We start from the raw sequence: 9,244 nt of genomic DNA, 5'->3' as shown, positions 1-9,244 counted from the left end.
AAATAATCTTTTTCTGTAATATAAATGCGCCAATCAACTTAGCCAATTAGATTAAGTTGCAGAAATTTCTATTGAAAATAAAGAACTAATAAAGGGGAAAGCGCATGGCAAAGAAGAACTGCTACCATTTTAAGGTACTTCCCCACGCGACTATAATGCTCTTGCTCGCCACACCGGCCGTTGCCCAGGATCGCGTAGGCGACAAAGTGCTTACCGATAGAGCGGAAACAGCAGAAACGGACCCGTCCGACGAGCTGATCGTGACTGCGCGCAGGCAGTCCGAAACCATCACCGAGGTGCCCGCTACGGTAAACGTCGTGACCGACGAAGCGCTGAGCGCTCGTCTCGTGGGGTCGGGATTGGATTTGAGCGGCATAACGCCGGGCTTCCAGCTATATAACGCACTGGGCGGGTCCGCGGCGCCGACGATCCGGGGCTTGGGCTCGAACACCGCCGTGTTCTCGATCGAGGCTTCGGTCGCCAGCTTTTTTGACGGCGTATATGCAGCCCATCCCCGCGACTATGTCTCGCCGATTTTCGACGTCGACCGGATTGAGGTGATCAAGGGCACTCAATCGACCACTTTGGGCAAGAACATCACCTTGGGCGCTGTCAGCTTCGTGAGCCGCCGTCCAGGCGACGATTTCGGTTTCGATATAACTGCCAGCCAAGAGTTCAAGTTCAACAGCACGCGCCTTGAAGGAGGCGTCGACATCCCGCTCGGCGACACTTTGCGGGTGCGCCTGGCAGGTTATTATAACAATGAAGGCGGCTATGTTCGTAACCGCTTGCGCGGCGTGCGCGAGCCTACGCGCAAGGTCGCGGGCGGGCGGATGGTGGCCGTCTGGGATCCGACGGAGAGCCTATCGGCAACGCTCATTTACCAGCGCGATCAATATAAGGAAGCCGGCCAGAACATCCATCTTATCCGTGATGGGCTGGGAGTTCCCGGAAGCGTAAGCATTCGCCAGCTCGCCGCGTCGATTGGCCAGACGGATTTCGCGATAGGCCCGTTGATCTCCTACAACGGCTATCCGGATCGCCCGCCCTATGACAATCAGAAAAGCCATCGCGCGACGCTCATAACCACTTATGAGCTCGGCGATTTCACGCTGAGTTCGCAGACGGCTTATGTGAACTGGAAGGATCGTCGTCGTAACGATCTGGATTTCACCGCCGCCAGCATGTACACTTTTCAAGTCACCGAGCCGAACGAGCTATTTTCGCAAGAATTACGGCTGTCCTCGCCAGCCGATAAACCATTTAGCTATGTCGCCGGCATTTATTATCTATGGAATAAATGGGGCGTCGACCAGGTCCTCGACTTTCAGGCGCCGTGGCCGCGTACCGGCGCCTTGAACCACTTTTACGAGCAGGATGTGAACTCCTATTCGGGTTTCGTGCAGGTAAATGCCAGTCCGCTTGAAGCGGTGAAGCTTACTGCTGGAGCCCGCTACACCCGCGAAACGAAGGATGGGCGCTTCTTCCGCACCGAATTGCGTCCCGGCTCGGCCACCGCGATCTTCGCGCCGTTCCCCGAGTTCAGCCTGTCGCGCAAGGAGAGCAATCTCGATTGGTCGCTATCGGCGCAATATTTCCTCGATAGCCGGAACGTCATCTATGCGTCGGCATCGCGCGGCAGCAAGAGCGGCGGATTCCAGACGCTTCCGTCCAATCCTGCCCTCACGGAGTTTGAAGGCGAGCGGGCTCTCACCTATGAAGTCGGCGTGAAGCTGCATCCTGTCAGGACCGTGTCGCTCGACATCGCGCTGTACAATACAACGGTCAAAGATTTTCAGTACAATATCAATACCGCGATCGGCAACGTCATCACCAACGTCAAGGTTCGGACGCGCGGCGTCGACACGAGCTTGAATTGGCGGCCGTTCCCCGGAGTACGCCTGCAAGGCGGCGTGGTGTACGCCGACGCCATCAATGTAGATGCGTTTCCAGGCGCGCCGGCGGGCACGCGCGCGGTGCGCGCACCGGAGTGGACCGGCACCGTGGCGGCATATTACGAAACGGCCCTGTCACCGAAGCTCGATCTTAATGTGAATCCTTTCGTCGACTTCAGCTCAAGCCAGTATCACCAGCTTCCCTCATTCAATGCGCCGAAGCGCCAGGCCTATGGGTTGGTGAACCTGCGTGTTGCGGTAGGCCCCCCCGACAAGAACTGGGAAATCGCGCTGGTCGGAAAAAACCTCACTAACCAGAAGTCGGTCCTCTCTGCGACGATCCCAACGCTTGCAAATGGCCCATTTTTCAGCGCTATCCAGACACCAAGGACATATGCTCTCCAGCTTTCAGTGCGGCGCTGATGGAAAACGGCGACGACATGAAATTGACGGAGTAGATGCATCGATCGTCGGTTTTGTTGATGCGAGCTTCGGGTAAATAGAAGCGGGGCCAGTCAAGACCCGGGTCTGCCATGATCGTGGCAGGCCCGGGTCAGCCTCGTTCCGACCCATAGCCTTACCGCCCCCTTGGACCTCATAACCGCGCCCCTCTCGTCTGCCGCAGACCCGTCGCGTCAGGAGACGGCGTTCGAGCAGCACGACGCCTGATGCAGTGCGCAGGGACACGCCGCCTTGTGGTGCGGCTCCCTTTCTCCGGAACATAGGGCCAGGCTGTAATAGCGTTACCGCAAGGCGAGGCGTCCACTCCAGCAGCAGCGTCGCACTCGGGCAGCGAGGCGATGGATAATTTTTCTGCTCTGACCCCAGCAATTAATCCATCGCCGATCCATCCAAACCGGGGCGCTCGCTTCGGACCGCCATCGGCGTCGTGCCACGCCGATGGCGGTCTTCTTACTTCTTGAGTGGAGTCCCGGATGGGTCCACATCCGTTATTCCGCTGGGACCCGTGCCCATGATCAGCAGCTCGACTTCTTCGTCCTTCGCTCCATCATAATGGATTTTGTCGGCGTGATGGATGGCGAAGCTACCTGCCGGCACCGGCACGGTCGCATCATGATCTCCGGATGGGCCCCAGCCCGCCCACCACGTGCCCTTAAGCACTAAGACATAGCGCGTTTCCCGGTGGAAATGCGGCTTGCTCATGTGGCCCGGAGCGAATTTCACGCGCATGACATAGGGACCCGGCTTCGACGGGTCTCCGGCCAGAATGGCGATCGGCAGGTGCGCGCCAAAACGGCTCGCTGCCCAGTTTATCTCCCCCTCCCGCACAATCTCCATGACATCTTTCGGTGGTTGTTCAGACGTACCGGCCGCAGAGGCATTTCCCCCCAGAAGTACAATTCCCATCATGGCGTGACGAAGATTCATTTTTATTCTCCTGGAGGGGGCTGCCGAGCGATATCTACTGTACGAATCAATCATCGATGCGCCTGTCGCAATGAGGGTATGCTCCAACCCGCCCAGTCCAGGCGTTCCGATCCGTGGTCATGACTATGGATCGGTTATGAGGGGGCTGGTCCAGTGTTCGACAAGATCAGGTCATAGCCTGCTGGATGGCATATTCCGGCCGTTTCCATGCCTCCGACTTCATCGCACTATCAGAGTGGCGACCAGCGATCCGATCCCGGCCTGTGAAGACGGTCCGCCGGGAAGGCGCCCATGCCGTCGGCTTCGCGCCCGCCCGCTTCCAGTTGAAGCCACGCACCGAAGGCTTTCACGGCAAAATGATCCCGGTCGCGACGCGGGCGGACGAAATAATAGGCCGAAGAGCTTTCAACTCCAGGTCCGAAGATCGTCGACAGGCTGCCCCGGGCGAGTTCCGCCTCGACCACGAAGGATGGGAGGATGGCTGCCGCCAATTTGGCGCGCACCGCTTCCAGCGCCATTGAGAAGGTGTCGACCGTATAGTGCGGCTTCAGGGTCAGGTCGGCGGCGCCGACCGAACCGAGCCACTCCCGCCAGGCGAAGGCGCGGGAGGATATATGCAATAGCGGAATGGTCAGAAGATCCTCGGGCGTCCGCACGCGCCCCGCGAGCTCGGGCGCGGCGACCGCGACCATGGTTTCACCACACAGATAGTCGGTCTCCGCTCCGGGCCATTCCGGTCCGCCGAAATGGATGGCGCAATCGACCCGCTCAAAGGCGAAGTCGAACGGCTCGGGGCGGCCGATCAGGGTGATGGCGATGTCGGGATAGCGCGCGGCGAAGCGGGAAAGCCGGGGCACAAGCCAGCTCGCGCCGAATGTCGGCAAGGTCGCCACGGACAGTGCGCCGCTATGGCCTCGGCTGGCCATCAGCGATGTCGTCGCGCCCTTGAGCCCTTCAAGGCCGGCCCGAACTTCCGAGATATAGGCGGCTCCCGCTTCGGTGAGATGCAGCCGCTTGCTTCGCCTCGCGAACAGCGCCACGCCGAGCCGCTGCTCAAGGGCGATGATGTGGCGGCTCACCACGCCTTGCGTCAGGCCGAGCTCCTCGGCCGCCCGCGAGACGCTGCCGAGACGCGCGGTGGACTCGAACGCCTCGAGTCCGACAAGAGACGGCAGGACGCGTGCCATATATTCCTTTTCTGAATATTTATATGCCTCGATATCGATATCACTCTGCGCCGAACAGTATATTCTGCGGCCTATTGCGATTCCGCCTTCGCGGCGGACTTCGCCGGTCTCGCGACTGAATCCGTCATGCAGAGGGTAAATTGATGACAAGCGACGTCTCGAATCCGGTCGGCTCATTCGTCTGGGACGATCCTTTTCTGCTCGACGACCAGTTGAGCGACGAGGAGCGGATGATCCGTGACGCCGCCCGCGACTATGCGCAGGGGCAGTTGCAGCCGCGTGTGATCGAAGCCTTTCGCGAGGAGCAGACCGATCCGGCAATCTTCAGCGAACTGGGCGAACTGGGCCTGCTCGGGTCTACCATCCCGGTGGAATATGGCGGCGCGGGCGTCGGCTATGTTTCCTACGGCCTGGTGGCGCGTGAGGTGGAACGGGTCGATTCGGGCTATCGTTCGATGATGTCGGTGCAGTCGTCGCTCGTCATGCATCCGATCTATGCCTATGGTTCCGAGGATCAGCGGCGCAAATATCTGCCGAAGCTTGCCGCCGGCGAATGGATCGGCTGTTTCGGCCTGACCGAGCCCGACGCCGGCTCCGATCCCGGCGGCATGAAGACCCGCGCCGCGAAGATCGATGGTGGCTACCGGATCAGCGGATCGAAGACCTGGATATCAAACGCGCCGATCGCCGACGTCTTCGTGATCTGGGCGAAGTCGGACGCGCATGGCGGCCAGATCCGCGGCTTCGTCCTCGAAAAGGGCATGAAGGGGCTTTCGGCGCCCAAGATCGGCGGCAAGCTGTCGCTGCGCGCCTCGATCACCGGTGAAGTCGTAATGGACGGCGTCGAGGTCGGCGAGGATGCGCTGCTCCCTAATGTCGAAGGGTTGAAGGGACCGTTCGGCTGCCTCAACCGCGCCCGTTACGGCATCAGTTGGGGCGCGATGGGCGCCGCCGAATTCTGCTGGCACGCCGCGCGGCAATATGGCCTCGACCGCAAGCAGTTCGGCCGGCCGCTGGCGCAGACCCAGCTCTTCCAGAAGAAGCTCGCCGATATGCAGACCGAGATCGCGCTGGGCCTGCAAGCCTCGCTGCGCGTCGGCCGGCTGTTCGACGAGGGCCGCATGGCCCCGGAGATGGTCTCGATCGTCAAGCGCAACAATTGCGGTAAGGCGCTCGATATCGCCCGCCAGGCCCGCGACATGCATGGCGGCAACGGCATCTCCGAGGAGTATCAGGTGATGCGCCACATGATGAACCTCGAGACGGTGAACACCTATGAAGGCGCGCACGATGTCCATGCCCTGATCCTCGGCCGCGCCCAGACTGGTCTGCAAGCCTTCTTCTAGGGGTAGCCAGATGGACCGCGTCCAGATCGTCCACGATAATTTCCTCCGGCGAGTGTCGCAGGACCAGCTACCGGAGGGACGCGCCCCCGGCGGGCCGCTGTCCGATGCGCAGGCGGTGTCGATCTTCCGTTCGGCCTGTCTTTCGCGCGCGCTCGACCGGGTGAGCCGGACGATGCAGGCCAAGGGACAGGGCTTCTATACGATCGGCTCGTCGGGCCATGAGGGCATGGCCGCCATTGCCGCCGCGTTGCGGCCGGCGGATATGGCCTTCCTCCATTACCGCGACGCGGCCTTTCAGATCGAGCGCGCGAACCAGGTGCCCGGCCAGTCGATCCTGTGGGACATGCTGCTGTCCTTCGCTTGTTCCTCGGACGATCCGATCTCGGGCGGTCGCCACAAGGTGCTGGGATCGAAGGTGCTTAACATCCCTCCGCAGACGTCGACCATCGCCAGCCATCTGCCGAAGGCGGTGGGCGCGGCTTATTCGATCGGCCTCGCCCGCCGCCAGCCGCCCGAGCACAAGGCGCTGTCCGACCACGCGATCGTGATGTGCTCCTTCGGTGATGCATCGGCCAATCATTCGACCGCGCAGGGCGCGTTCAACACCGCGCAGTGGACCGCCTATCAGTCGCTGCCGATGCCGTTGCTGTTCGTGTGCGAGGATAATGGCATCGGCATCTCCACCAAGACACCCCGGGGCTGGATCGATGCCACCTTCTCGAACCGGCCCGGCCTCAAATATTTCGCCTGCGACGGACTCGACATCTACGATACCTACCGCGTCGCGCTGGAAGCGGCGGACTATGTCCGTACGCGCCGCAAGCCCGCCTTCCTCCATATCCGTACCGTGCGTTTCTACGGCCATGCCGGCGCCGACATGCCGACGACCTACATGGCGCGCGAGGAACTGGAGGCCGAGGAGGCGCATGATCCGCTGCTCCACGCGGTGCGGCTGATGTCGGAGGCCGGCGCGCTTGCGCCCGCCGATGCGCTGGCAATCTATCAGGAGACCGAGGCGCGCGTCGAACGCGTCGCCGCTCAGGCCGTGACGCGTCCCCGGCTCGGCACTGCCGCCGAGGTGATGGAGCATCTCATCCCGCCGCCGCGGTCCTGCACGCTCGCCAATGGCCCGGCCCCCGATGCGCGCGCGGCGGTATTTGGCGGCGACCTGAAGGCGATGGAGTCGCCCCAGATCATGTCGCGACTGATCAACTGGGCGTTGACCGATCTCATGCTCGCTTATGGCGAGATCGTGATGATGGGCGAGGATATCGGCCGCAAGGGCGGCGTCTATGGCGTGACGCAGAAGCTCAGCAGCCGCTTCGGAAGCTCCCGGATGATCGATACGCTGCTCGACGAGCAATCGATCCTCGGTCTCGCCATCGGCATGGCCCATAACGGGTTCGTGCCCCTGCCGGAGATCCAGTTTCTCGCCTATCTTCACAATGCCGAGGACCAGTTGCGGGGCGAGGCGGCGACGCTGCCCTTCTTCTCCAGGGGGCAGTTCAGCAACCCGATGGTCGTCCGCATTGCCGGGCTCGGCTATCAGAAGGGCTTTGGCGGACATTTTCACAACGATAATTCGGTTGCGGTGCTGCGCGACATTCCGGGCCTGATCCTCGCCTGTCCATCCAATGGCGCGGACGCGGCGATGATGTTGCGCGAATGCGTTCGCCTGGCGCGTGAGGAGCAGCGGCTCGTGGTCTTCCTGGAGCCGATCGCGCTCTATCCGATGCGCGACCTGCACGAGGCGGGCGATGGCGGCTGGCTGATGCACTATCCCGATCCGTCGGAGCGGATCGCGCTGGGCGAGGTCGGGCGGCATGGCGATGGCGAGGATCTGGCGATCCTGACCTTCGGCAACGGCGCCTATCTCGCGCGGCAGGCGCAGAAGCGGCTGGCGGGCGAGGGGATCGCCGCGCGGGTGGTGGACATCCGCTGGCTCTCGCCGCTGCCCGACGACGCCATCGTCGATGCGGTCGTGGGCTGTGCGAAGATCCTCATCGTCGACGAGACGCGCCGCACCGGCGGGGTCGCCGAAGCCTTGATGGCGCTGCTCACCGAGCGCACCGATGTTCCCCATGCGCGACTTACCGCAGAGGACAGTTTCATCGCCACCGGCCCGGCCTATGGCGTGACGATGCCCTCCGTCGATGCGGTCGTCGCGGCCGCGCGCGATCTGCTGGGGGGTGGCCGATGACGACGGCGGTGGTCGTGTGCCCGGGGCGGGGCACCTATAACAAGTCCGAACTGGGCTATGTCGGGCGGCATTTTCCAGACCCCGCCCTGCTGACCGGGTTCGACAGGCAGCGGCGCGCGGCAGGCCAGGCGACGATCGCCGAGCTCGACGGGTCCGAGCGCTTCTCGCTCGCGGAACACACCCGCGGCGACAATGCGTCGGCATTGATCTTCGCCGCCACGCTCGGCGATTTCCTCTCGATCGACCGCGAGCGCATCGACATCGTTGCCGTTACCGGCAATTCAATGGGCTGGTATTCGGCACTGGCCTGCGCCGGCGCTCTATCCGCCGAAAATGGCTTCCGCGTCGCCAACAGCATGGGCACGCTGATGCAGCAGGCGATGATCGGCGGCCAGCTTATCTACCCCTTCGTTGATGAAGACTGGCGACCGCAGCCCGCGCGGCGCGCCGAACTCCTGGCGCTCGTCGACGATATCGCCGCTGCCCCCGGACATGCCCTATACTTGTCGATCGAGCTCGGCGGCATGCTGGTGCTGGCCGGCAACGAGGCCGGTCTCGCGGCGTTCGAGACTGCGGTCGAACCCGTGCAGCAGCGCTTTCCGATGCGGCTCGGCAATCATGCCGCGTTCCACACCCCGCTGATGGCTCCCGTCGCCGCGCAGGGGCGGGACATGCTGGCCGCCGAGATGTTCGCCAATCCGGCGTTGCCGCTGATCGATGGGCGGGGAGCGATCTGGTGGCCGGGCGCCACCGACCGGGAGGCGCTGCGCGCCTATACGCTCGGCACGCAGGTGGTGGAGACCTATGATTTCACCCGCGCGATCGCCATCGCCGCTCGCGAGTTCGCCCCCGACCTGTTCATCGTCACCGGGCCCGGCACCACGCTGGGCGGCGCGGTCGCCCAGTCGCTGATCCTCGCCGACTGGCAGGCCCTGGCGAGCAGAGACGACTTCCGCGCGCGTCAGGAGCGCGAACCGGTTCTGGTGTCGATGGGCCTGGCCGAACAGCGCAGGATCGTGACCGAGCCCATCCGTTAGAGTTTGTTTCAGCGAAGCTGAAACGGCGGTACCGGCCCGCTTCCACGTAAGTGAAACAAACTCTAGGGGTTGTGGGGATTCATCGCGAGTTGATGACGGCTGCGGCGAGGTAGATCATTGCGGAGAAGCTTAGATCGGTTTTGCAGGCGCGCATGGCGATGCGCTTGAACTCTTTGAGTTTGCAGAAGAA

The 9,244-nt window shown here is 62.6% G+C and carries 6 protein-coding genes and 1 pseudogene; 4 read left to right on the top strand and 3 right to left on the bottom strand.

Annotated elements, in window-relative coordinates; translation table 11 throughout:
• The first annotated feature begins 104 nt into the window (after window positions 1-104).
• Window positions 105-2,318: a TonB-dependent receptor gene (locus WP12_RS19610; RefSeq protein ID WP_084691253.1), complete on the top strand. Its 2,214-nt coding sequence runs from the start codon at window positions 105-107 to the stop codon at window positions 2,316-2,318.
• A 489-nt stretch (window positions 2,319-2,807) separates the two neighbouring features.
• On the opposite strand, the gene WP12_RS19605 is transcribed toward WP12_RS19610, so the two are convergent.
• Window positions 2,808-3,284 (bottom strand): cupin domain-containing protein, encoded by a 477-nt coding sequence (locus WP12_RS19605; RefSeq protein WP_046195377.1) that lies wholly within the window; start codon window positions 3,282-3,284, stop codon window positions 2,808-2,810.
• Window positions 3,285-3,514: 230 nt separating this feature from the next.
• Window positions 3,515-4,471, bottom strand: a complete 957-nt coding sequence (locus WP12_RS19600; RefSeq protein ID WP_160299255.1) for a LysR substrate-binding domain-containing protein — start codon at window positions 4,469-4,471, stop codon at window positions 3,515-3,517.
• 143 nt (window positions 4,472-4,614) lie between these two features.
• Between WP12_RS19600 and WP12_RS19595 the strand changes: the two genes are divergently transcribed.
• From WP12_RS19595 to WP12_RS19585, 3 genes are read left to right on the top strand one after another with little or no spacing between them, the layout of a single operon-like run.
• Window positions 4,615-5,817, top strand: coding sequence for an acyl-CoA dehydrogenase (locus WP12_RS19595; RefSeq protein ID WP_046195376.1), 1,203 nt, complete (start codon window positions 4,615-4,617; stop codon window positions 5,815-5,817).
• A gap of 10 nt (window positions 5,818-5,827) precedes the next feature.
• A complete protein-coding gene (locus WP12_RS19590; protein WP_046195375.1) occupies window positions 5,828-8,017 on the top strand; it encodes a thiamine pyrophosphate-dependent enzyme in 2,190 nt (729 codons plus the stop codon).
• Entirely contained in the window at window positions 8,014-9,054 is a 1,041-nt protein-coding gene (locus WP12_RS19585; protein ID WP_046195374.1) for an ACP S-malonyltransferase, read from the top strand. The genes WP12_RS19590 and WP12_RS19585 overlap by 4 nt, the downstream gene beginning before the upstream one ends.
• A gap of 79 nt (window positions 9,055-9,133) precedes the next feature.
• Here WP12_RS19585 and WP12_RS25980 read toward each other — a convergent pair.
• Window positions 9,134-9,244, bottom strand: a pseudogene (locus tag WP12_RS25980) (IS5/IS1182 family transposase); the annotation flags it as partial.

The sequence above is a fragment of the Sphingomonas sp. SRS2 genome (assembly GCF_000971055.1).
GTDB lineage: Bacteria > Pseudomonadota > Alphaproteobacteria > Sphingomonadales > Sphingomonadaceae > Rhizorhabdus.
This window is presented reverse-complemented; position numbering and strand designations above follow the sequence as displayed.